Raw genomic sequence first — 22,907 nt, 5'->3', positions numbered from 1 at the left:
AAGGACTGCCGATCATGTCGGGAATCGAAGGCAAGGTCGTGGCCATCACCGGCGCCAGCAGCGGCATCGGTGAAGCGACAGCACTCCTGCTCGCCTCGCGCGGCGCGAAGGTCGTCCTAGGAGCACGCCGTCCGGAGCGCCTGGCGGCCCTGGCCGCCCGTATCGAGGAAGCCGGCGGAGAAGCGGCCTGGGCTTGTACGGATGTGAAGAAGCGCGCGGATCTGACCGGCCTCGTCACCCTGGCCCGCGAACGGTTCGGCAAGCTCGACGTCCTCGTCAGCAATGCCGGCATCGGCCCGATCTCCCCTCTCGACGACCTCCGCGTCGAGGAATGGGAGGAGATGATCGACGTCAACCTCAAGGGCGTGCTGTACGGGATCGCCGCCGCACTGCCCGTGTTCCGGGAGCAGGGCTTCGGCCACTTCGTCAACACGGTCTCCACCGCCGGGCTGCGCATCGTCCCCCTCCAGGCGGTCTACGCCGGCACGAAGAACGCCGTCCGCACCATCTCCGAGGGGCTGCGCCAGGAGGCCGGCGACAGTCTGCGCGTCACCGTCGTCTCGCCGGGCTTCGTCCGTACGGAGTTCGCGGACTCCCTGACGGACCCCGGGATCCGGGCCCAGGTCGCCGACCGGATGGAGAAGATCGCGATCCCGCCGGAGGCGGTGGCCCGTGCGATCGCCTTCGCCGTCGAGCAGCCGGACGGCGTCGACGTCGGCGACATCGTCGTCCGCCCCACCGCGCAGGACTAAGGGCTGTCCGCAGGGGCCCGTCGCCCCGATCCCGCCTGATCTTGCCGGGGGATATTCATGGCCCAAGAACTACTGACAGATTCGAAATGGCCAGGTAGCGTCGCTGAAGGTTCACTCAAGTGGACCAGACCACTCCCTTACAACGGATCGTCCGGCACGTTCCTGCCGGTGAAGGAGAAGCATCAGCATGGCCAGTGTCACGTTCGACAAGGCGTCCCGCGTATACCCCGGCTCCACGAAGCCCGCGGTTGACCAGCTCGAGATCGACATCGAGGACGGCGAGTTCCTCGTCCTCGTCGGTCCCTCCGGTTGTGGCAAGTCGACCTCCCTGCGCATGCTCGCGGGTCTTGAGGACGTCAACGGCGGCGCGATCCGCATCGGTGACCGCGACGTCACGCACCTGCCGCCGAAGGACCGGGACATCGCGATGGTGTTCCAGAACTACGCGCTCTACCCGCACATGTCCGTCGCGGACAACATGGGCTTCGCGCTGAAGATCGCCGGTATCAACAAGACCGAGATCCGGGCGAAGGTCGAAGAGGCCGCCAAGATGCTGGACCTCACCGACTACCTGGACCGCAAGCCGAAGGCGCTCTCCGGTGGTCAGCGTCAGCGTGTCGCGATGGGCCGCGCCATCGTCCGTGAGCCGCAGGTCTTCCTCATGGACGAGCCGCTGTCGAACCTCGACGCCAAGCTCCGTGTCTCCACCCGTACGCAGATCGCCTCGCTCCAGCGCCGCCTGGGCATCACGACCGTCTACGTCACCCACGACCAGGTCGAGGCCCTGACCATGGGTGACCGCGTCGCGGTCCTCAAGGACGGTCTGCTCCAGCAGGTCGACTCGCCGCGCAACATGTACGACAAGCCGGCGAACCTCTTCGTGGCCGGCTTCATCGGCTCCCCGGCGATGAACCTGATCGAGGTCCCGATCACCGACGGTGGCGTGAAGTTCGGCAACAGCGTCGTCCCGGTCTCCCGTGCCGCGCTCACCGCCGCCGCCGACCGCGGCGACACGACCGTCACGGTCGGCATCCGCCCCGAGCACTTCGACATCGTCGAGCACGGCGGCGCCGCCGCGAAGTCCCTCACCAAGGACTCCGCCGACGCCCCGGCCGGCCTGGCCGTCTCGGTCAACGTCGTCGAGGAGCTCGGCGCCGACGGCTTCGTCTACGGCTCCGCCCAGGTCGGCGAGCAGGACAAGGACCTCGTCGTCCGCGTCGGCGGCCGCGCGGTCCCGGAGAAGGGCACCAAGCTGCACGTCGTGCCCCGCCCGGACGAGCTGCACGTCTTCGCGAGCTCGACCGGCGAGCGTCTCACCGACTGATTTCGCACCGCCCGCTGTACGACGTCGGCCCCGCACGTTCTCCGTGCGGGGCCGACGCGCGTTCCGGGGGTTTGGCCAGCGGACGCCAAATTCCCCGGCACAACGGTCATTTCGCTCCGGTTCGTCAACGCGGGATTCGAAAAACACTCTCGAACCATCCCTCGCGAGAGTGACGTAATGTCGTCGATTCATCACTGCCCGCTACGCTCACTGCGTGACCCACTCCGCGCGCCGCATCGGCCGAACCCTCGCTCTCGTACTGCCTGTCGTCATGGTCCTGTCCGGGACCCTCGCGGTCACCCGCGTGCCGTGGGCAGCTCACAACTCCGATTCGCAGGTGCTGACCGCATCCGCCCATGCCGTCTCCAAGCGTGCCAAGCCGCGCACCTCGCAGGACATCCTGCGCGACAGGCTTCTCCTGGAGCTCCGGGAGAAGGACCCCGCCGTCGCGTTGACGGACCTCCAGCGCGCCGTCGAGGGGCGTCCGTCGCTCGCGAGGCACTGCATGTCGATCGCGAAGGCCCTGGGCAAGGCAGCGGTCGAGCAGTACGGCCCGACCCGCGCACACCGGTTCTCGCGCCCCGTCTGCGACACGTCGTTCGCCTCGGGTGTCGCGCAGTTCAGCTGACCGGTCCCGCACAGGCACGGCATATCGTGCCTGACATGCATACGTTTCCGACGCAGGCCGTGATCCTGGCAGGTGGCCAGGGATCGCGGCTGCGCCCGTACACCGATGACCGCCCCAAGCCGATGGTCGAGATCCCGGGTACCGGGACTCCGATCATCGGCCATCAGCTTTCCTGGCTGGCCGCCGAGGGCGTGACCGATGCCGTGGTGTCGTGCGGGCATCTGGCCGAGGTGCTCCAGGAGTGGCTGGACGCGGCGGTGCTGCCGCTGCGCGTCACGACGGTGGTGGAGTCCGAACCGCTGGGCCGCGGCGGCGGGCTGAAGTACGCGGCGGCCCGGCTGCCCGATCCGGAGCAGCCCTGGTACGCCACCAATGGTGATATCTGGACGCGCTTCTCGTTGCGTGAGATGGCCGCGTTCCACGCGGAGCGTGATGCGACCGCGACGCTGGCGCTGGCCCGTCCCCGGATTCCGTGGGGCGCAGTGGAGACGGACGCGTTCGGGCACATCACCGACTTCATCGAGTCGCCGCCGTCGCCGTATCTGATCAATGCGGGGGTGTACGTGTTCTCCCCGGCGTTCACGGCGATGCTGCCGGACCGCGGTGATCACGAGCGGACGACGTTCCCCCGCCTGGCCCGGGAGCGCAGGCTGGCCGGGTACCCGTTGCCGCACGGGGCGTACTGGCGGGCCATCGACACCGCCAAGGACCTGACGGAGGCGGCGAAGGAGCTGAACGGGCGGTAAGCCGCCGGGGGCCGCCCGCCTGCCCTTCTCCTCCCTCCTCCCCCGCACAACGGATTCGCCCACCGCACACACGCGAAAGGGGCGGGCACCGGATCACTCTCCGGCGCTCGCCCCTCTCGCGTGTGTGTGCGGTGGGCCCGGTCAGCCCAGGAGGCCGCCGATGGGGTTCTTGCCGCTTCCGCCGCCGGAGCCGTCCGTGGAGCCGGTGGAGCCGGCGCCGGGGTCGGAGCCGCCCGCCGTGGAGCCTCCTCCGGAGCTGCCCCCGGGGCTTCCGGCGGGGCCGGAGGAGCTGGGGCCGGCACTGGTGGACGGGGGCTGCTGGGGCGTCGTCTGCCGCGGGGGCTGCTGGCCCGTGCCCTGGGTGGCGCTGGGCCGGCCCGTGCCGGCCGTTGCCTGGCCCGACTCCCGGACGGTGCCCGTGGCAGGCGCGGAGGCCGGGGCGGACGGGGTACGGGGGGCGGTGCTGCGGGACGGGGCGGGCTGCTGTCCGGCCGGGGTCTGCGAGGCCTTGCCGCCGCTGCGGGACTTCTCGGGGAGCGGGGAGCCGGGGAGCTGGTTGGTCGGGACCCCGTTGGGCCCGGGGACGGTGACGACCCCGGAGGAGCGGACGGCGCCGCCGAGCACGGAGCCGATGAGCAGGGTGAGGCCGACGACGACCGCGGCGACGACCGCGCCGCGGCGCAGCACGCGGCGGCGGAGGTCCCAGATCTCGGAGCGGGGGCCCAGCTTGCGCCAGGCCTCTCCGGCGAGGCGTCCGTCGGCGGAGTAGACGGGGGCGCCCGCGATGACCAGGGGGCTCCAGGCGGCGAGGTAGATGATGTCCGGCGCGTCGTAGACGGGGACGGTGCGCCAGCTGACGGTGACCAGGAGCGCGGCGGAGAGGAGTGCGCCGACCGAGGCGGCGACGCGCTGCCAGAGGCCGAGGACGGTGAGGACCCCGACGACGACCTGGAGGAAGGCGATGCTGAGTCCGGCGCCGACCGGGTGGGAGAGCGCGAAGTCGCGCAGCGGCTCCGCGAGGGCCCAGGGGTGCAGCGAGGTCAGCCACTTGACCATGGAGCCGCGGTCGCCGCCGTCGAAGTAGACGGGGTCGCAGAGCTTGCCCATGCCGGCGTAGATCGAGATGAAGCCGAGGAAGACCCGCATGGGCAGGAGGACGACGCCGAGATTCATCCGGCGGTCGGGGTAGTACGCGTGCCGGACCGATTCGGTGGCCTGGCCGCGGTCGCGGGTGTCGGTGACGTCGAACGCGTCGTCACCGTCCGGGTCGTATTCGCCCGCACCGTCCCGTCCGTGTCCGTCCGGGCCGTACCCGTCCGCGGCGTACCGTCCGGGTCCGCTCTCGACGGGGTCGAAGGCGCCGACCGCCTGCCGCATCGGCGGCAGCAGCGGCCCGCCGGGCCGGGAGCCGCCGATGACGGGGGTGGGCTGGGTCTCTTCGAGACGGGGGATGACCTGGGTGCCGCCTCCGTGCTCGTACGAGGCGTACGGCTCGTAGGGGTCGTACGCGGTGTCGGGGTGGCCCGTGACACCGGGACGGCCCGCGGTGGAGTTCCGTACGGCCTGGAGCAGTCCGGTGGCGCCGGGGTCGCCGGGGGCGGACCTGCCGCTCCACACGACGGGGGCGCGTCGGCCGCGCCCCGCTCCGGGGCCGCTCATGACAGGGATCCTGGGCGCACCGGCGGGGGTCACACCGCGCAGCCGTGCGCGCTGACCGGGTGCGAGCTGCACCCGGAAGCTGGCGTGGTTGACGATGACCTGCGCAGGGTCGCAGTCCACCTTGGTCATGCTCAGGGCGGGTTGTTCGTCGAACCGAGGCGTTCTGGTGTCCACACTCATCTAACCGAGTGATGTGTGTTTAGGACACTGCCTTGACCGTGTCGAAGTGTCCGAGGCCCGTCAACCGGTAGTGGCGGGGTGCGCAGGGGCGTACGCGCAGCCGGACGCGCCCCCCGAGAGGGCCGTCCGGGGCAGCGGGCGCCGGGCGTCTCCTCCGTCGGCCGCCGCCCGTGCGGGTGGTCCTGCCGGGCGCCCGAGGGCCACCCGGCGGCCCCTCGGGCACCGGCGGACTCAGGCGCGGCGGCGGGCGACCTCGTACATCACGATGCCGGCCGCGACACCGGCGTTCAGGGACTCGGCGCCACCGGGCATCGAGATGCGGACCCGGTAGTCGCAGGTCTCGCCGACGAGGCGGCCGAGGCCCTTGCCCTCGCTGCCGATGACGATGACGACGGGGCCGCCGAGCGCTTCGAGGTCCTCGACGGTGTGCTCGCCGTCGGCGGCCAGGCCGACGACGGTGATGCCTTCCTTCTTGTACGCCTCCAGCGCACGGGTCAGGTTGGTGACCCTGGAGACCGGGGTGCGGGCGGCGGTCCCGGCGGAGGACTTCCAGGCTCCGGCGGTCATTCCGGCGGCACGGCGCTCGGGCACGACCACACCGTGGCCGCCGAACGCGGAGACGGAGCGGACGATGGCACCGAGGTTGCGCGGGTCGGTGACGCCGTCGAGGGCGACGATCAGCGGGTCCTCGCCGTTGTCGTACGCGGCGGCGGTGAGGTCCTGCGGTTCCGCGTACTGGTACGGCGGGACCTGGAGGACGAGGCCCTGGTGGTTCAGGCCGTTCGTCATCCGGTCGAGCTCGGGGCGCGGGGCCTCCATCAGGTTGATGTTGCCGCGCTGGCCGGCGAGCTGGAGGGCCTCGCGGACCCGCTCGTCGTTGTCGATGTACTGCTGGACGTACAGGGTGGTGGCGGGGACGCCGTCGCGCAGCGCCTCGAAGACCGGGTTGCGGCCGACGACCATCTCGGAGGTGCCCTTGACGCCGCCGCGCCGGGGCGCGGGTCGGCGGTTGGCGGCCTGCTTGGCCTTGGCGGTCGCGATGCGGTTCTTCTTGTGCTTCTTGCGGTCCTCGGCGGGCGGCGTCGGTCCCCTGCCTTCGAGACCACGGCGTCGCTGACCACCGCTGCCGACCTGCATGCCCTTCTTGTTGGACGTGCGGCGGTTCCTGCGCTGGCTGTTCCCGGCCATGACCTACCTGTTTCGTTGCTTCAGACGTGCGTACGTGTACGTAAGTGAAAGTGTGCCGCCCGGCGGGCCGGGCGGCACTCGGGAGGACTACTGGCGCGGGCCGAGTGTCCACCGTGGTCCGGCCGGGCTGTCCTCGATGACGAGCCCGGACTGGTTGAGCTGGTCGCGGATGGCGTCGGCCGCCGTCCAGTCCTTGCGCTCGCGTGCGGACTGGCGCTGGTCGAGGACGAGCCGTACGAGGGTGTCGACGACGCCGTGGAGGTCGTCGCCGCGGTCGCTCTCACCGGCCCAGTGGTCGTCGAGCGGGTCGAGGCCGAGTACCCCGAGCATGGCACGGACCTCGGCCAGGCGTGCGACCGCGGCTTCCTTGTCGTCGGCGGCGAGGGCCGAGTTGCCCTGGCGGACCGTGGTGTGGACGATCGCGAGGGCCTGCGGGACGCCCAGGTCGTCGTCCATCGCCTCGGCGAAGGCGGGCGGCACCTCGGTGGCCGGGGCGACCGTCTCGCCGGCCTTCTCGGTGACGCGCTGGACGAAGCCCTCGATCCGGGCGAACGCGGACTCGGCCTCGCGCAGGGCCTCCTCGCTGTACTCGATCATGGACCGGTAGTGCGGGGTGCCGAGGTAGTAGCGCAGCACGATGGGGCGCCAGGCCTTGACCATCTCGCTGACGAGCACGGAGTTGCCGAGCGACTTCGACATCTTCTCGCCGGACATGGTGACCCAGCCGTTGTGCACCCAGTACTTCGCGAACGCGTCGCCGAAGCCCTTGGCCTGGGCGATCTCGTTCTCGTGGTGCGGGAAGATCAGGTCGATGCCGCCGCCGTGGATGTCGAAGGCGGTGCCGAGGTACTTGTGCGCCATGGCGGAGCACTCCAGGTGCCAGCCGGGGCGGCCGCGGCCCCAGGGCGTCTCCCAGCTGGGCTCGCCGGGCTTGGACGCCTTCCACATGGCGAAGTCGCGCTGGTCGCGCTTGCCGGTCTCGCCGTCGCCGGAGGGCTGGCGCAGATCGTCGAGGTCCTGGTTGGAGAGGGACAGGTAACCGGGGAACGAGCGCACGTCGAAGTAGACGTTGCCGTCGGAGGCGTAGGCGTGGCCGCGCTCGATGAGGCCCCGCATCATCTCGATCATCTCGGTGATGTGGCCGGTGGCACGCGGCTCGTACGTGGGCGGGAGGCAGCCCAGCGCGTCGTAGCCGGCGTTGAACGCGCGCTCGTTCTCGTAGCCGATGGCCCACCACGGGCGGCCCTGCTCGGCCGACTTCGTGATGATCTTGTCGTCGATGTCGGTGACGTTCCGGACGAACGTCACGTCGTACCCGCGGTGCTCGAACCAGCGGCGCATGATGTCGAAGTTCAGTCCGGACCTGATGTGCCCGATGTGCGGGGCGGCCTGGACAGTGGCGCCACAGAGGTAGATCGAGACACAGCCCGCTGTGAGCGGGACGAAGTCACGGATCTGCCGGGCGCTGGTGTCGTACAGGCGAATAGTCACGCCTCAAGGGTAGTGGGCGCGCACCAGTGCCCCGCGACCCCTTGGAGGATTGCGATGACAGTTGTTATGGCCCTGGTTCGCCCGGCCGCAAGCGCGTTGAGCCCGGCGGTCGGGGCGGACGCCCTCCTGAGCTCACCGGTTGCCCGGCCGGCTTCCCGCCCGCGCTCCCGTACGCACCCGCGTTCGTGCCCGCGTTCGTGCCCGCCGGAAGGGTCAGCGCGAGGGCGGCGCCCGCGAGCGGGACGGCGGCGAGCACCGCCCACCGGACGGGTGCGGGGACACCGAGCAGCGCTCCCGTGGCGGCGCTGCCCGCGAGTACGGCCACTCCGGAGACAGAGGACAGTGCTCCGGTGGCCAGTCCGAGGTGCCGGTCGGCGACGAGATCCGGTACGAGACCGCGGGCGGCCGGCACCAGCAGCATCTGCCCGAGGGTGAGCAGGACGACGAGCGAGGCCGCGGGCAGCAGTCCGGCGGGCCCGCCGGGGGCCAGGGGCACGGCGGCGAATCCGGCGGCGACGGTGACGAGCCCCGCGACGAGAGCGGTACGCGGTGCGAGGCGGCGGGCGGCCCAGCCGGTCACCGGCAGCTGGGCGCAGACGACCAGCAGCGAGGAGAGCGCGAACAGCGAGCCGAGGGCCGCCTGCGAGCCGGTGGCTCGCCGCACCTCGGCCGGGAGCGAGAGGTAGAGCTGGTTGTACGCGACGAGGTAGCTGCTGTAGGTGAGGCAGAGCAGCAGGAACGGGCGGTTGCCGAAGACCTCGCGCACGGAACCCCGGTACCGGGTCGTCCGGGCCACGGGGGCGCGGCGCGGCATCAGCCGGGCGTGTCCGGCGAGGACCGCGACGAAGACGAGGACCCCGGCGAGGGCGGCGGCCCGGAACCCGCCGCCCAGGAGCAGGAGGGCCGAGCCGAGGAGCGGTCCGAGGAACGCCCCGGCCTGTCCGGCGGCGGAGAACCGGGCGAGCACCCGGGCGCGCGGCGTGCCGGTCTCCTTCTCGTGCCGGACGGCCTCGCGGGCGGTCTCGGACTCGACCGCCGGCGAGAAGAGCGCGGCGGCGAGTCCGGTCAGCAGGACGGCGCCGATCACGGTCGCGGTGGACCCGGCGAAGGCGAGCCAGCCGAATCCGGCGATGCGCAGGACGCAGCCGGCGAGGACGACGGGGCGGGGCCCGTACCGGTCGGTGAGTGCGCCGCCGATGACGAAGAGGCCCTGCTGGCTGAAGGTGCGCAGGCCGAGGACGAGACCGACGAGCCAGCCGGCCATGCCGAGGCCGGTGCCGAGGTGTGTGGCGAGGTAGGGCAGGACCGCGTAGAAGCCGATGTTGAACGCGAACTGGGTGGTGGTGAGGAGGCGCAGGTAGCGGTCCGGGGCGAGGCCCGGGGCCGGGGCGGCGCTCACGCGGCGCCCTTGCGGTGTCGCACTCCCCGGACGGCCGCGGCGGCGAGGACGGCCGTCGCGCCGAGGACGGCGAGGGCGGCGGCGGGGGCGAGTACGGCCCAGGGGGCGCGTTCGGCGTAGGGGAGGTTCTCCGAGAGCATCCGGCCCCATTCGGGTGACGGGGGCGCGGTGCCGAGGCCTAGGAAGCCCAGGGAGGCGAGGGCCAGTGCGAGGGCGGGGACGCGCAGGGCGGTGTGCCGGACGACGGGGGGCAGTACGCCGGGCAGGAAGTGACGGCGCAGCAGGTGTGCGCGTCCGGCGCCGAGTGCGCGGGACGCGGCGATGTGCGGGGCGGCCCGCTCCTGGGCGTACAGGGCGCTGGTGTGTGCGGCGAGGGGGGCCCAGGCGACGGCGGTGACGGCTGCGGCGGCGCTCCAGGGGCCGGGTCCGGCGACACCGGCGACGACGAGGCCGGTGAGGATCGCGGGCAGCGCGTTGGCGGTCTCGGTGAGCGCTCCGGCGCGTACGGCGCCCAGTGCGAGGCCGATCAGCAGGGTGGCCGCGGACACGGCGACGGCGGTGAGGACGGTGCGGGCGGCGCCGTGCCCGAGCCGGGCGAGGATGTCGCGGCCGAGGGAGTCGGTGCCGAAGGGGTGGGCGGCGGACGGTCCGGCGAGGCGGGCCGCGGCGTCGATCTGGAGCGGGTCGCGCAGGAGTCCGGCGACGGTGACGGCGGCGAAGAGCGCGGCCAGGACGACGGCGGCCGCGGTCAGCAGCCGGCGGGCCGGGAGGGCGGGCGGCAGGAGCGCGGGCAGGGCGCCGTCGCGCAGGGCGGGGCCGAGCAGCGCGCGGGAGGCGAGGCGGGCGGCCAGTCCCGCGGCCACACCGAGGAGCAGCAGCATCAGGACGCAGGCCTGGAGGACCGGGATGTCCTGGGCGAGTGCGGCGGCCAGGGCGCTGCCGCCGAGGCCGGGGATCGCGTAGAGGGTCTCGACGGCGACGGCTCCGCCGGTGAGCCCGACGACGATCAGGCCGAGCTGGGGCAGCAGTCCTGGCAGGGTGCGGCGCAGGGCGTGGCGGGCGATGCGGGTGCCGGGCAGTCCGCCGGCGGTGGCGGCGCGCGCCCAGGGTTCGGCGAACGCGGCGGGCAGTGCGTCGTCCAGCAGCCGGCCGAGCAGCGCGCCGGCGGGGATGCCCATGGCGAGGGCGGGCAGCACCGCCTGCGCGGGGGTTCCCCAGCCGAGCGCGGGGAGCCAGCCGAGCCGGACGGCGACGAGGGCGGCGAGCACGGCGGCGATCAGGAACTCGGGGAAGGCGGCGAGGACGGCCGCGCCGACGCCCGCGCGGGTGGTGACGATGCGGCGCGCCGCCCCGCGCCGCAGGGTTCCGGCGGCGAGCGCCGCGGCGAGGAGCAGGGCGACGGCGAGGGAGACGCCCATGAGGGTGAGCGAGACGCCCAGGGCGGATATCGCGTCGGGGGCGACGGGCTGCCCGGAGACCCAGGAGGTGCCGAGGTCACCGTGGAGGAGTCCGCCGAGCCGGCCGCCGAGGAGGTGGAGGGGGCCGCCGTCGAGTCCGGTCTCCGCGCGGATGGCGTCGAGGGTCTCGGGGGTGGGCGGCCGGTCGGCGTACCGGGCGCGCAGGATCGTGAGCGCGGGGTCGGTGCGGGTCAGCCGGGGCAGCAGGCCGATGACGGCGAGGACCGCGAGGAGCGCGGCGAACCGTCCGGCGAGGTACTTCACCCGGTCATCCGACGCGGGTGTCTGCGGTGATGAGGGTGCGCTCCATCGGGTCGAGCGAGACACCGCGGACGCGGCTGTCGTCGTACCCCTGGACGAAGCGCTCGTGGAGCAGCGGTACGAGGGCGTCGGTGCCGAGGATGTCGGCCTCCGCGGTCATCGCGGCACGGTGGCGGGCTTCGGTTCCGGCGACCGCGGCGGCCTTGTTCACGTCGGTGTCGACGCGCTTGTCGCAGAGCTGCGAGATGTTGAAGCTGCCGTCGCAGGTGAAGTCGGACGCGAGGTAGGAGACGGGGTCCGCGGTGTCCAGGAGGGTGTTGCGGGCCTGGATGAAGGCGTCGTACGTGCCGGCGAGGGCGTCGGCCTCCAGCTGGGCGTAGTCGCGGACGACCTGCTTGACGGTGAAGCCGCGCTTCTGGAGCTGCTGCTGGACGACGGTGGCGACCTCGGGGAGTTCGGGCCGGTTGGTGTACGTGGCGAGGACGATCCGCTCCGTCTTCGCGACCTGCGCCCGGCCGGCGGCCTTCACCCGGTCGACCGGTGCCCGGCGGGCGTCGGCGGCCCACGGCACGCCGGGGCCGATGAGGCCCTGCGCGCTGTCGGCGCGGCCCTCGTAGACGGCCTTGACGAGAGCCTCGGAGTCGATCGCCTCGCGGGCCGCCGCACGCATCGCGGGGTCGGCGAAGACGCCGCGCCCGGTGTTGAGGGAGAGCCCGTTGGTGCGGGCGGAGGGGAACTCGTGGACGAGCCCGTCGCCGAGGAGGGAGGCCTGCGAGATCGGTACGTACTCGGCGACGTCGACGGCCCCGGTGCGCAGGGCGTTGGCGCGGGCGGTGCCGTCGGCCACGAAGGTCACGTCGGCACCGGGGGCCTTGGCCCTGCCGCCCCAGTAGCGGTCGTTGCGCTCCAGAGTGGCGCTGACGGCGCCCTTGACGGAGGCGAGGGTGAAGGGTCCGGTGGCGTGTCCGGCCGGGTTCACCCTGCCGTCCCGGTAGGCGGCGGCGGACAGGATCGTGAGGGAGGGGTTGGCCAGGCGCTGGGGCAGCAGCGGGTCGGCCTCTGTGGTGACGATCCGTACGGTGCCGGCGCCCAGGGCGGTCGCGGTGATGCCGGTGTCGGACAGGACGCGCGGCTTGGGCGAGGCCTTCTGAGCGGCGTTCAGGGAGCGGACGACGGCGGCCGGGCCGACCTTCGTGCCGTCCTGGAAGGACGCCTCGCGCAGGGTGAAGGTCCATGCCTTCGGGCTCTCGCGCTTCCAGGACGCGGCGAGTGCGGGCTTCGCGGCACCTTCGCGGTCGAGGGAGGTGAGGCCCTCGACGACCGCGAGGCGGCTGAGGGTCACGGCGTCGTCGCCGTAGGGGGACATCGCCTGGGCGGGCGGGAAGGCCATGACGACCCTGAGACGTTGTCCGCCGCCGTCCGACGCGCCTGTGGTGTCGTTCGCGCCGCCGGAGCAGGCGGTGGCGAGCGGGACGAGGAGGGCGGCCGCGGTCAGCGGCAGCGCGGCGCGACGGAGTCGGGACGGGGACATGGCAACGACCTTATATGAAAACGATTGTCATTTGAAAGTGGTGCGGCGAGCGCCTCACGGGGCAGCTCGACGGGCGCCTCACGGGGCGCCTCAACGGGCGTCGGACATCGGCAGCTCGAAGTGGACGATGCCCTGGCCGCCGCCGGGCAGGGTGCGTTCGTCGCACACCTCCCGCGCGAGCGACCGCCAGAACGGCTCGGCACCCGGCACGGCGGGGTCGGTGTGCAGATAGACCGCCTCGTACCCGCCGGCCCGCGCGACGAAGTCGCGGAGCTCGCGCACCAGCCGCCGCGCCAGCCCGCGCCTGCGGTGCTCCGGCGTCACGTAGATCCGGCACAGCTGGGCGGTGGTGCCGGACGGGAAGCGGTCCGCGACCCACTGCGGATTGGGCGGCGCCTGCGGCCCCCGGTCGCGCACGGCGCCCGTCGCGACGATCTCGCCGTCGCGCTCGACCACCAGCAGCGTGCAGCGCTCGGGCCGCAGATAGCCGGCCTCGGGGTCGATGATGTCGGCGTGCCAGCGCGGCACGTACCCGGACCTCAGGTCGCGGTAGACGGTGTCGAGCATCACGGCCCGCGCGCCGCCGATGTCACGGGGGGTGGCGGTGCGCAGGACGTATCCGTCGGCATCGGCCCGTACCGCGGCCATCGTCGTCGTACTCATCCCGCTGCCTCTCCAGTCCCTCGTGTCACCTCATTGCTGTACCAGGGTACGTGCAACTGATGTGCAAGAAGGCTGCGGGCCCGACGGCCGGCCGGGCCCGCAGTACGGCTCCGGGGCAGGTCAGGACGGGCGGTAGACCAGTGCGGTGGCGATCCCGGCGATGCCCTCCGCGCGGCCGGTGAAGCCGAGCCCGTCGGAGGTGGCGGCGGAGAGCGAGACGGGCGCGCCCACGGCGGCGGACAGGACCTTCTGCGCCTCGTCGCGCCGCTTGCCGATCTTCGGCCGTACGCCGACGACCTGGACGGCGACGTTGCCGATCTCGAACCCCTCTGACCGCACGATCCGGGCCGCCTCGGTCAGCAGCGTGACGCCCGCGGCGCCGGACCACTCGGGGCGCCCGGTGCCGAAGTGCTGCCCGAGGTCGCCGAGCCCGGCGGCCGAGAACAGCGCGTTGCAGGCGGCGTGCGCGACGACGTCCGCGTCGGAGTGCCCGGCGAGCCCGGGGCCCTCGCCCTCCCACAGGAGACCCGCGCACCACAGTTCGCGGCCCTCCTCGAAGGCGTGGATGTCGGTGCCGATCCCGACGAGCGGGATCACCGGCGCGGCGCGTTCCACCGGTACGGCGTGCTCCACCAGTACGGCGTGTTCCTCAGAAGCCATCGTTCGCCCTCCTGCGTGCGAGTACCGCTTCGGCCAGGACCAGGTCCAGCGGACGGGTCACCTTGAACGCCTCCTCGTGGCCGGGTACGACCACGACGGCCACCCCGAGCTGCTCGACCAGGCCCGCGTCGTCGGTCGCGCCCTCGCCGGTGACGGCGACCCGTTCGTGGGCCCGCACCAGCGTGTCGCGGTCGAAGCCCTGCGGCGTCTGGACCGCCCGCAGCCTGGACCGCGCCGGCGTGGAGAGCACCGGTTCCGGCTCCCCCGGCGCACCCGGCTCGACCTCCTTGACGGTGTCCGCCAGCGGCAGCGCCGGGACGACGGCCGGCGCCCCGTCCCGTACCGCCTCGACCACCGCGTCCACCGTGTCGACGGGCACCAGGGGGCGGGCCGCGTCGTGGACGAGGACGGCGGTGACATCGGCGGGCAGCGCGTCCAGGCCGAGCTTCACCGACTCCTGGCGGGTGTCGCCGCCCGGCACGACGAGGAACTCGGTGCGTTCGGGCAGCGCGTGCTCGTCGAGCAGATTCCTGACCTCGGGGGCACCGTCCGGCGGTGCGACGACCACGACCAGGGACACCTGACGGGAGGCTGCCATGGCCCGTACCGCATGGACGAGCATGGGCGTTCCGCCCAGCGCACGGAGCGCCTTGGGGGCGCCGGGGCCGAGCCGTACGCCGCGGCCGGCCGCGGGAATCACGGCGGCGGTGCGGCAGGGACGCGATTGATCAGACATCGGTTGCACTCCGAAGCATCGGCATGTTTGTCTCCACGGCCGACGTGGGTATGGCCTCAATCGAGCCGGGCGCAACGCCATGACTCGACCGGGACCCTTTCCGTGACCCCGGGCGAGACGAGGACCGCCCCGGCCGCTCGGGATCGGCCTGACACGTCGACTTCACAGGATCGCGAGCAAAGTACCGGGGGATCGTCGACGAGGCCAATGCGTCGGCGCATCGAGAACGACATCCGGGATGCTCGGGCCTCACCGCCCGCCTGCGTCCCTATGCCCGGAATCCGGAATGTGTCTGGAATCCGTCTGTCCGAAATCCGCAGTCGGACCGTCGGAATCCAGCCAGTTCGGACCACTGGCCAGGCCACCGAACCGATCAGGCCATCGGCCGGACGGTCACCGGCCCCATCGGCCGGGCGTCAGAATTCGGCCGGGCGTCGGAATCCAGATCCGGACATGCCGCAGCGCCCGACGACACGCCGTTCATACGGCTGGTCAGCGGGCACCGCGGCACGTTATTTACGCCTTAGACCGGTGCGATCCGGTTCAGGACGCGAGGACCTCGTCGAGCAGAGCCTCGGCCTTGTCCTCGTTGGTGTTCTCCGCGAGAGCGAGCTCGCTCACCAGGATCTGGCGAGCCTTGGCGAGCATGCGCTTCTCACCTGCGGAGAGTCCACGCTCGCGCTCACGACGCCACAGGTCACGAACCACTTCCGCGACCTTGATGACATCGCCGGAGGCGAGCTTCTCGAGATTTGCCTTGTAGCGCCGGGACCAGTTCGTCGGCTCTTCGGCGTACGGCGCGCGAAGCACCTCGAAGACCCGGTCCAGCCCTTCCTGCCCGACTACGTCGCGCACACCCACGAACTCCGCATTGTCCGCCGGTACACGCACCGTCAAGTCGCCCTGAGCGACCTTGAGCACCAAGTAGGTCTTGTCCACGCCTTTGATCTGGCGAGTTTCGATAGCCTCGATCAGCGCGGCCCCGTGATGGGGATAGACCACGGTGTCGCCAACCTTGAACGTCATGTGACAGGTACCCCTTCCGTGGCTATCCAGAGTAACACGAGAACAGCTTCTCCTGAATGGCGTTTTCGCAGGTCAGGGCATATCTCAGGGCTTGACAACTGCAACACGTACGTGCTGCGGAAGGCTCACAGGAGACGGTATTCGCAGGTCGGAGCGGCTGTACGGGCGAGGAGAAACGCGGACGTTACGCCTCCCGGAACCTGCTCGGAAGAGACCTAACGTCCCGGTTTGCCGGGTTCAGGATGGTGAACTTTCCGTACTCCGTTCGAGGATCGATCACCCGTACGGCGGTAAGTGCCGATGACCAATGAAATTGATCAACGTTCGGCCGTCGCGTGGATTATCCGCAATGAATGCGCCGGGGCACGCCAAGGCAGGTGGAACATCCACAGGAAGCGCGGGCCGAACGTCCGGAGGAATTGATCAAGCGTGTTATGTGAACGGCTTGCGAATCATCGCCCCGGGCCACGACACGACCCGCACCGCGAGCCGGCCCTCGATCCCCGGGGCACCAGGGGGCGGGTCGGGTGCGGGGCCGGGACGACGGCTCGGTAACCTGACGGCTGTCACACCCTTGGGGCGACTTCGGCACCACTCGCTCGAAGGACCCGCCCGACCTCGTCCGTAAATCCGCTCGTTCAAGGAGTTGCCACCGCCGTGAGCCGCAGCCTTCGACACGGCGCCCTCGCCGCCACCGCCATCGCGTTCTCGATCGCCGCGCTCTCCGCATGTGGTGCGGGAAAGAACGCGCAGACGCTCGAAGTCAGGCCTGACAACGCCGCCACCTCGGTCGGCGCCATCAAGATCCAGAACGCCAACGTGGTGACCCAGCCGGACCGCGGCGCCAAGGGCCCGGCCGTCGTGACCGCCACGCTGTTCAACAACAGCAGCAAGGCGGAGACCCTCGACGGCATCGCCCTGACCGGCACCAGCGCGTCCGTGCAGCTGCACGCCGCCAAGGGCTCGGGCCCGGTCGTCGTCCCGGCCGGCGGCCGGGTGGTGCTCGGCGGCCAGGGCAACGCCGCCGCCGTGATCGAGAACGGCAGCGAGGCCACGCAGGACGGCAACGTGCAGAACCTGGTCTTCAAGTTCAGCGAGTCCGGCGACATCCCGCTCGGTGCCCTCGTCGTCCCGGCCACCAGCTACTTCAAGGGCTTCGGCCCCAGCGCGCTCCCGAAGCTGCCGACCGCGACGGCCTCCGCCGACGCCACGGCCTCGGCCGACGCCACGCCCTCCGGCTCCGCGTCCGAGACCCCCGGCGCCTCGTCCGGCACCCCCTCCGGGGCGGCCTCGTCGAGCGACACGACCACGCCGACCGACGCGGCGTCCGACTCGGCCCAGCCGAACGGCTGACCGCGCGCTCCTCGCACGCGCGGCTCTCGCGCACGCAGGCATACGGCTGAGGCGCCTCCCGGTCCGGGAGGCGCCTCAGCCGTATGCGCGTCACGCCCCAGGCCCAGGGGGCAGCGGGCTGGTTTACGGCTCGAACTTGTACCCGAGGCCCCGCACCGTCACCAGGAACCGCGGCGCGCCCGGGTCGGGCTCGATCTTGGCGCGCAGCCGCTTCACATGGACGTCGAGCGTCTTGGTGTCGCCCACGTAGTCGGCGCCCCAGACCCGGTCGATCAGCTGCATCCGGGTCAGCACCCGGCCGGCGTTGCGCAGCAGCATCTCCAGCAGGTCGAACTCCTTGAGCGGGAGGTCGACCTTGCCGCCGGAGACCGTGACGACGTGGCGGTCCACGTCCATCCGGACCGGGCCCGCCTCCAGAGCGGCCGGTGTGACCTCCTCCGGCTCCCCGCGGCGGCGCAGCACCGCGCGGATGCGGGCGACGAGCTCGCGCGAGGAGAAGGGCTTGGTCACATAGTCGTCGGCTCCTATTTCCAGGCCGACGACCTTGTCGATCTCGCTGTCCTTGGCCGTGACCATGATCACGGGGACGTTGGACTTGCTGCGCAGTTGCCGGCACACCTCGGTGCCGGGCAGTCCGGGCAGCATCAGATCGAGGAGTACGAGGTCGGCGCCGTTGCGCTCGAACTCGTCCAGGCCGTCGGGACCCGTGGCCGCGATGGCGACCTCGAAGCCTTCCTTACGGAGCATGTAGGACAGGGCGTCGCTGAAGGATTCCTCATCCTCGACGACAAGCACTCGGGTCACGGAAGAGCCTCCGGGGCAGGGGATGAATCAAGAGTGTCGGGGGCGGCGGCCGGGTAGGGCCCCTCGTCGCCGTTGACGATGAGCGGTCCGCCTGATGTGCGGTCCCGTTCCCGTACGGCGCCCGCTTCTGGCAGCCGCAGGGTGAAGGTGGAGCCCTGTCCCTCCGAGCTCCAGACGGTGACCTCCCCGCCGTGCGAGGCGGCCACGTGCTTGACGATGGCGAGGCCGAGGCCCGTGCCACCGGTGGCCCGTGAGCGGGCCGGGTCGACGCGGTAGAAGCGTTCGAAGACCCGCTCGCGGTCCTTCTCCGAGATGCCGAAGCCCTGGTCGGTCACGGCTATCTCGATCTCGTCCCCGCCGGACATGGTCACCCGGCGGACGGCGATGCCGACGCGGGTACGGGCGGGGCTGTAGTTGACGGCGTTCTCGACGAGGTTGCCGAGAGCGGCGGCGAGCTGGCCGCGGTTGCCCCAGATGCGGAGCTCGGCGGTGCCGCCCGCGGCCATGGTGATCTGTTTGGACCCGGCCTGCTGCCGGCAGCGGTCGATGGCCTCGGCGACCAGCTCGTCCACCCGGACCGGCTCCGCGTCCTCCAGCGGGTCGTCGTTCTGCACCCGGGAGAGGTCGATGAGCTCCTGTACGAGGTTGGTGAGCCGGGTCGCCTCGATCTGCATCCGGCCCGCGAACCGTTCCACCGCCTCCGGGTCGTCGGAGGCGTCCATGACGGCCTCCGAGAGCAGGGACAGCGCTCCGGTCGGGGTCTTGAGCTCATGGCTGACGTTGGCGACGAAGTCGCGCCGAACCGCTTCGATACGGCGGGCCTCCGTGAGGTCCTCGACCAGCAGCAGCACCAGCCGGGAGCCCAGCGGGGCGACCCGGGCGGAGACCGCGAGGGCCTCGCCCCGGCCGGTGCCGCGGCGCGGGAGATCCAGCTCCACCTGGCGTATCTCACCGTCACGGCGGGTGTCCCTGGCCATGTTCAGCATCGGTTCGACGGCGAGCCGCCCGCCCCTGACCAGCCCCAGCGCGTACGCGGCGGAGCTGGCCTTGACGACGCTGTCGCTCTCGTCGAGCACGACCGCGGAGGAGCTGAGCACGGACAGGACCGTGTCGACCCCGGGGGGCAGGGGGGCATTGCTGTCGGGCCGCAGGGAGGTACGCGTCGGCTTCTTCTGGTCGCGCTCGCTCCAGCGGAACGCCAGCATGGCGATCACACCGGTACACACCCCGGCGATCGCTGCAGCTGCGGCGACCGCCGCGTTCACGTCCATAGCTCCAGGTTATGCGGCCCGGCGGACACTCTCCCAGCCATCCGAGTGCCTACTCGAACACTCGTCGCCCAGAGTTCACCGAGGAGCAAGCGCCGGTTCACTTGGCCGGTCGGATCCGGACGCGTACCCACGTCACCGTAGGAGCGTGGGGTTCAGAGCTGGCCCCGGCCTCGGTTAAGGACTGGAGAGGGACTTCCCATGCGTGACGCGTACCACGAGGAACTCGACTCGATCGGCGAGGGGCTGGTCGAGATGGCCCGGCTCGTCGGGTCGGCGATCGGCCGGGCGACGACGTCCATGCTCGACGCCGATCTCAAGCTCGCGGAGACGGTGATCGCCGCGGACCAGAAGGTCGACGACCTCCAGCACGACCTGGAGGCCAGGGCCATCGCCCTGCTGGCACGCCAGCAGCCGGTGGCGACCGATCTGCGGATCGTGGTCACCTCGCTCCGGATGAGCGCCGACCTGGAGCGTTCGGGCGACCTCGCCCAGCACGTCGCCAAGCTGGCCCGGCTGCGCTTCCCGCAGTCGGCGGTGCCGCACGACCTGCACGCCACCATCCTGGAGATGGGACAGCTGGCGCAGCGCCTGATGGCCAAGGCCGCCGAGGTGATCATCACCAAGGACGTCGACCTGGCGCTCCAGCTGGAGCAGGACGACGACGAGATGGACCTGCTGCACCGCACGCTGTTCCAGCACCTGATGGACGACCGGTGGAAGCACGGCATCGAGACGGCCGTCGACGTGACGCTGCTCGGCCGCTACTACGAGCGGTTCGCCGACCACGCCGTGTCGGTGGCCAAGCGCGTGGTGTACCTGGTGACGGGCGAGCACGCGGACGAGATCCAGCAGGCGGCGCCGGTGGAGGGCGCGTAGCCGGGAGGAAGGCGACGGGCGTACGCCTTCCGTAAGGGGGAGGGTGACAGGCGTACGACGGCGTACAGCCGGGAGGCGACGGGCGTACGACGGCGCGTCGCCTCGCACATGCGTTCCTGCACATGTGCGCCGTTGATGCGCCTGCCCGGGTGGGCATGCAATGGGGCGGGGCGACACGACTTGTCCGTACGCCCCGGTCGTGGGCCCCGTGCGGGCGTACGGCCCTGCCGTACGCCTTGAGGAGGAACCATGGCCGATTCCCCCACGACCGAACCCCAGCAGGAGACACCCGCCGACGTGTCGCACGGAGCCGTCCTCGGCGCCTGCGGCTGCGGCTCGGGCTGCGGGTGCGGATGCCAGTCCGGAGCACCGTGCCAGTGCGGCGGCTGCTCGGGCTGACGGACGCGGAGCGGAGCAGCGGCGGGCCCCCGCGCGGGGGCCCGCCGCGTACGCCGTTCGGGTCAGGACGTCCGGGTCAGGAGGTCCGCTCCACGGCGGGCTCCTGGCCGGTACCGGCCTCGACGCCGGCGTCGGCACCGACGGCGGTACGGGCGTCGGGCCCGCTGCTCTCCACCGTCACACCGGACTCCACCGTCACACCGGCCCGCGGCAGGTTCCGCATCAGCAGCCAGTACCCGAACGCCGCGACGGTGCCCAGGACCGCGCACGTCCCCCAGAGCCACCCGGCCCCGAAGTGGTCGATGACCAGACCGGACAGCAGCGGGGCGACGAGCGCGGCGGCGGCCCAGGAGAGCGTGTACATGCCCTGGTAGCGTCCCCGGCCGTGGGCCGGGGAGAGCTGGACGACCAGGCCGTTCTGCACGGGCGCGTTGATGATCTCGGCGACGGTCCACACGCAGATCGTCAGCGCGTACACGGCGACCGACCCGGCGAACACGGTCAGCCCGAACCCGTACCCCGCCAGCAGCGACGACACGATGAGCAGCCGGCGCGGGTCGCGGTGCTGGATGAGGCGGGTGACGGGGATCTGGAGCACCACGATCATCACGCCGTTGACGGCGATGGCGGTACCGAAGTCGGAGCTGCTGAACCCGTCCGTCCCCATGGCCACCGGCAGCCCCACGTACCCCTGCTGGAAGATCAGGGCGATGACGAAGGACAGCCCGACGACGCCCATGAACCGCCCGTCGCGCAGCACCGTGCCGAGCCGCACCTCATCGGCGCCCGAGGCGCCCGAGGCGCCCGGCGCTCCTGCGGCGGTGGGCGCGGCGGGCCGCTCCGGGCGGGACTCCGGGATCTTCATGAAGACGAGGACGGCGCAGACCAGGGTCATCGCCGCCTCGCCGACGAAGCCGGCGAGGTAGCTGTACTCGGCGACGAACCCGGCACCCGCCGAGGAGACCGCGAAGCCCAGGTTGATCGCCCAGAAGTTGAGCGAGAAGGCGCGGGCCCGGTCCTCGGCCGGGACGATGTCGGCGATCATCGCCTGCACGGCGGGCCGGGAGGCGTTGCTCGACATGCCGACGAAGAAGGCGACACCGGCGATGGCCACCGGATGGACCATGAAGCCGAGCACCGCCACGGAGACGGCCGTCGAGACCTGCGCCACCAGCATCGTGGGCCGCCGCCCGAACCGGTCGGTCATCACCCCGGCCCCGATCGAGGAGACGACCCCGCCGAGCCCGTGGACGGCGGCGACCAGACCGGCGTACGAGGCGGAGTAGCCCCGGTCCAGGGTCAGGTAGAGGGCCATGAACGTGGCGACGAAGGCCCCGAGCCGGTTGACCAGGGTGCTGGTCCACAGCCACCAGAACTCCCTGGGGAGACCGGAGACGGTGTCACGGGTGGCCCGCCTGAGACCGGCGACAGACATGCGGGTTCCCCCCGGGGACGTAAGGAATCGGATCGGCGCGGGTAAGAGGCCCGCCACCGATCCGAACATTACGAACCACGGAATCCGCCCTGCCACCCGATTGACGCCTGCCGTCAATCGAAGCCGCACACTCCAGCCCGTCTCCCTTCCCCGTCCCCCGTCCCGCTGTCCGCTCCGTGGCCGGGCGCGCGCGGGCCGCACGGGTTCGATTACGCTCGGACTCATGGCCGACGCACCGTACAAGCTGATCCTCCTCCGCCACGGCGAGAGCGAATGGAACGCGACGAATCAGTTCACCGGTTGGGTGGACGTCAACCTGACCCAGAAGGGCGAGAAGGAGGCGGTCCGCGGCGGTGAGCTGCTCACGGAGGCCGGCCTGCTTCCCGATGTCGTACACACCTCGCTCCAGAAGCGCGCGATCCGCACCGCCCAGCTCTCGCTGGAAGCGGCGGACCGCCACTGGATCCCCGTGCACCGCTCCTGGCGGCTGAACGAGCGCCACTACGGCGCCCTCCAGGGCAAGGACAAGGCGCAGACGCTCGCCGAGTTCGGCGAGGAGCAGTTCATGCTCTGGCGCCGCTCGTACGACACCCCGCCGCCGGAGCTCCCGGACGGCGCCGAGTACTCGCAGAGCGGCGACCCGCGCTACGCGACGATCCCGCCGGAGCTGCGCCCGCGCACCGAGTGCCTCAAGGACGTCGTCGTCCGCATGCTGCCGTACTGGTACGACGGCATCGTCCCGGACCTGCTGGACGGCCACACGGTCCTGGTCGCCGCCCACGGCAACAGCCTCCGCGCCCTGGTCAAGCACCTCGACGGCGTCTCCGACGCCGACATCGCGGGCCTGAACATCCCGACCGGCATCCCGCTCGCGTACGAACTGGACGCGGACTTCCGCCCGTTGAAGCCGGGCGGCACGTACCTCGACCCGGACGCGGCGAAGGCGGCCATCGAGGCCGTGAAGAACCAGGGCAAGAAGAAGTAGCCCTCCGCCGCTCACATGGGGCCCCGCTCGTGGTTCGTCCACGGGCGGGGCCCCGCTGCGTCAGCACCCGAGGCGCCGCCCCG

At 71.8% G+C, this 22,907-nt stretch carries 21 protein-coding genes; 8 read left to right on the top strand and 13 right to left on the bottom strand.

Translation table 11 applies throughout. The features are described 5' to 3' along the window. The first annotated feature begins 14 nt into the window (after window positions 1–14). From ACIO3R_RS16550 to ACIO3R_RS16535, 4 genes are all read left to right on the top strand, one after another. A complete protein-coding gene (locus ACIO3R_RS16550) occupies window positions 15–752 on the top strand; it encodes an SDR family oxidoreductase (protein ID WP_402106231.1) in 738 nt (245 codons plus the stop codon). A 187-nt stretch (window positions 753–939) separates the two neighbouring features. Further along, complete coding sequence (locus ACIO3R_RS16545; RefSeq protein WP_385039863.1) at window positions 940–2,076, top strand: ABC transporter ATP-binding protein; 1,137 nt, start codon at window positions 940–942, stop codon at window positions 2,074–2,076. A 214-nt stretch (window positions 2,077–2,290) separates the two neighbouring features. Then, a complete protein-coding gene (locus tag ACIO3R_RS16540; protein ID WP_363026617.1) occupies window positions 2,291–2,704 on the top strand; it encodes a hypothetical protein in 414 nt (137 codons plus the stop codon). 35 nt (window positions 2,705–2,739) lie between these two features. Beyond that, window positions 2,740–3,450 (top strand): NDP-sugar synthase, encoded by a 711-nt coding sequence (locus tag ACIO3R_RS16535; protein ID WP_385039866.1) that lies wholly within the window; start codon window positions 2,740–2,742, stop codon window positions 3,448–3,450. Window positions 3,451–3,591: 141 nt separating this feature from the next. On the opposite strand, the gene ACIO3R_RS16530 is transcribed toward ACIO3R_RS16535, so the two are convergent. The 10 genes from ACIO3R_RS16530 to ACIO3R_RS16485 form a co-directional block, all read right to left on the bottom strand. After that, a complete protein-coding gene (locus ACIO3R_RS16530) occupies window positions 3,592–5,289 on the bottom strand; it encodes a DoxX family membrane protein (RefSeq protein WP_385039787.1) in 1,698 nt (565 codons plus the stop codon). A 231-nt stretch (window positions 5,290–5,520) separates the two neighbouring features. Then, complete coding sequence (gene rlmB, locus ACIO3R_RS16525) at window positions 5,521–6,477, bottom strand: 23S rRNA (guanosine(2251)-2'-O)-methyltransferase RlmB (protein ID WP_363026621.1); 957 nt, start codon at window positions 6,475–6,477, stop codon at window positions 5,521–5,523. A gap of 87 nt (window positions 6,478–6,564) precedes the next feature. Then, window positions 6,565–7,968, bottom strand: coding sequence for a cysteine--tRNA ligase (gene cysS, locus ACIO3R_RS16520; RefSeq protein ID WP_385039790.1), 1,404 nt, complete (start codon window positions 7,966–7,968; stop codon window positions 6,565–6,567). A 64-nt stretch (window positions 7,969–8,032) separates the two neighbouring features. After that, window positions 8,033–9,367: an MFS transporter gene (locus tag ACIO3R_RS16515; RefSeq protein WP_402106225.1), complete on the bottom strand. Its 1,335-nt coding sequence runs from the start codon at window positions 9,365–9,367 to the stop codon at window positions 8,033–8,035. After that, complete coding sequence (locus ACIO3R_RS16510; RefSeq protein ID WP_402106222.1) at window positions 9,364–11,088, bottom strand: ABC transporter permease subunit; 1,725 nt, start codon at window positions 11,086–11,088, stop codon at window positions 9,364–9,366. Before ACIO3R_RS16510 ends, ACIO3R_RS16515 begins: the two co-directional genes overlap by 4 nt. Window positions 11,089–11,092: 4 nt before the next feature. Next, window positions 11,093–12,616, bottom strand: coding sequence for an ABC transporter substrate-binding protein (locus ACIO3R_RS16505; protein WP_402106219.1), 1,524 nt, complete (start codon window positions 12,614–12,616; stop codon window positions 11,093–11,095). Between the two features lie 90 nt (window positions 12,617–12,706). Further along, window positions 12,707–13,279 (bottom strand): GNAT family N-acetyltransferase, encoded by a 573-nt coding sequence (locus ACIO3R_RS16500; RefSeq protein ID WP_402106215.1) that lies wholly within the window; start codon window positions 13,277–13,279, stop codon window positions 12,707–12,709. 120 nt (window positions 13,280–13,399) lie between these two features. Next, on the bottom strand, window positions 13,400–13,939 hold the full coding sequence (gene ispF, locus ACIO3R_RS16495; RefSeq protein ID WP_402106212.1) for a 2-C-methyl-D-erythritol 2,4-cyclodiphosphate synthase: 540 nt from the start codon (window positions 13,937–13,939) through the stop codon (window positions 13,400–13,402). Then, the gene (ispD, locus tag ACIO3R_RS16490) at window positions 13,929–14,675 is read right to left on the bottom strand and encodes a 2-C-methyl-D-erythritol 4-phosphate cytidylyltransferase (RefSeq protein WP_402106210.1); all 747 of its coding nucleotides are present in this window, start codon (window positions 14,673–14,675) and stop codon (window positions 13,929–13,931) included. Before ispD ends, ispF begins: the two co-directional genes overlap by 11 nt. 543 nt (window positions 14,676–15,218) lie before the next feature. Further along, on the bottom strand, window positions 15,219–15,701 hold the full coding sequence (locus ACIO3R_RS16485) for a CarD family transcriptional regulator (protein ID WP_006380568.1): 483 nt from the start codon (window positions 15,699–15,701) through the stop codon (window positions 15,219–15,221). 657 nt (window positions 15,702–16,358) lie between these two features. On the opposite strand from ACIO3R_RS16485, the gene ACIO3R_RS16480 reads away from it, so the two are divergent. Then, on the top strand, window positions 16,359–17,054 hold the full coding sequence (locus tag ACIO3R_RS16480; protein ID WP_402106208.1) for a DUF461 domain-containing protein: 696 nt from the start codon (window positions 16,359–16,361) through the stop codon (window positions 17,052–17,054). Window positions 17,055–17,177: 123 nt separating this feature from the next. On the opposite strand, the gene ACIO3R_RS16475 is transcribed toward ACIO3R_RS16480, so the two are convergent. Next, on the bottom strand, window positions 17,178–17,858 hold the full coding sequence (locus tag ACIO3R_RS16475; protein WP_123524569.1) for a response regulator transcription factor: 681 nt from the start codon (window positions 17,856–17,858) through the stop codon (window positions 17,178–17,180). After that, entirely contained in the window at window positions 17,855–19,129 is a 1,275-nt protein-coding gene (locus ACIO3R_RS16470; RefSeq protein WP_385029732.1) for a sensor histidine kinase, read from the bottom strand. The genes ACIO3R_RS16475 and ACIO3R_RS16470 overlap by 4 nt, the downstream gene beginning before the upstream one ends. 198 nt (window positions 19,130–19,327) lie before the next feature. Here ACIO3R_RS16470 and phoU point away from each other — a divergent pair, with 198 nt between their 5' ends. Next, window positions 19,328–20,005, top strand: coding sequence for a phosphate signaling complex protein PhoU (phoU, locus tag ACIO3R_RS16465; RefSeq protein ID WP_311304103.1), 678 nt, complete (start codon window positions 19,328–19,330; stop codon window positions 20,003–20,005). A gap of 249 nt (window positions 20,006–20,254) precedes the next feature. Further along, window positions 20,255–20,404 carry a hypothetical protein gene (locus ACIO3R_RS16460; protein ID WP_385350339.1) on the top strand — a complete coding sequence of 50 codons (150 nt, stop codon included), beginning with the start codon at window positions 20,255–20,257 and terminating at the stop codon, window positions 20,402–20,404. A 76-nt stretch (window positions 20,405–20,480) separates the two neighbouring features. On the opposite strand, the gene ACIO3R_RS16455 is transcribed toward ACIO3R_RS16460, so the two are convergent. Then, window positions 20,481–21,839: an MDR family MFS transporter gene (locus ACIO3R_RS16455; RefSeq protein WP_402106204.1), complete on the bottom strand. Its 1,359-nt coding sequence runs from the start codon at window positions 21,837–21,839 to the stop codon at window positions 20,481–20,483. Window positions 21,840–22,062: 223 nt separating this feature from the next. On the opposite strand from ACIO3R_RS16455, the gene ACIO3R_RS16450 reads away from it, so the two are divergent. Beyond that, a complete protein-coding gene (locus ACIO3R_RS16450) occupies window positions 22,063–22,824 on the top strand; it encodes a phosphoglyceromutase (protein WP_363026646.1) in 762 nt (253 codons plus the stop codon). The last annotated feature ends 83 nt before the right edge of the window (window positions 22,825–22,907 follow it).

The sequence above is a fragment of the Streptomyces sp. NPDC087428 genome (genome assembly GCF_044744085.1).
Classification (GTDB): Bacteria; Actinomycetota; Actinomycetes; order Streptomycetales; family Streptomycetaceae; genus Streptomyces.
This window is presented reverse-complemented; position numbering and strand designations above follow the sequence as displayed.